This window comes from Flavobacterium poyangense (assembly GCF_011751075.1).
GTDB lineage: Bacteria > Bacteroidota > Bacteroidia > Flavobacteriales > Flavobacteriaceae > Flavobacterium > Flavobacterium poyangense.
Genome location: NZ_JAALLN010000085.1, coordinates 1 through 515, shown reverse-complemented (window position 1 = coordinate 515; position 515 = coordinate 1). Strand labels below are relative to the sequence as shown.

Below are 515 nucleotides of genomic sequence, written 5' to 3'. Positions count from 1 at the left end.
AGCAGGCCTGCGCACCGCGGATTAGGGTTCCGCTAATTGCGTATTACACAACACGATGCACATAGCGCGTACTGGAAAATATGACAGCCGTCACAAGGGGTGTCAATAGGTCACCGGAGTACTACGCCCGGGGGTCCGGGCGTAGCATCACGGCGGACTTCCTTTGCGACGTCCTCAGACGCAACAGCGTCGCTTCCAGCGCAACCCACCTCACTCCATCACACTTTCAGCGTGCGCTCGCCCAGCACTTCAGGGGCTGAAAAGTTCATAATTCCGAAACGCAAAGGTATTGACTGTGTTACACGTCACGCATAATCTGGTGCAACAGCGTTGCGCTGAATGCAACCACAAACAATTTGGTGGATACATGAGTAACGAAACTTCCTCTCCCGCTCTTGCGGGAGGACTGGGCGCGGAGCAGGATGGCGTGCATGAAGGCCGCCGCGCCGGCCGCAGCACCTTGAGCGGCCAGAATTTCCAACCTGCTGACAACGATGTCAGCAGGGAAACGCGCC

The 515-nt window shown here is 57.1% G+C and carries 1 protein-coding gene; it reads right to left on the bottom strand.

Annotated features, from left to right (window positions below; genetic code table 11):
- Positions 1-298 precede the first annotated feature (298 nt).
- Positions 299-515: hypothetical protein (locus G3A47_RS22705; protein ID WP_166926549.1), on the bottom strand; the 217-nt coding region annotated here is incomplete at its 5' end.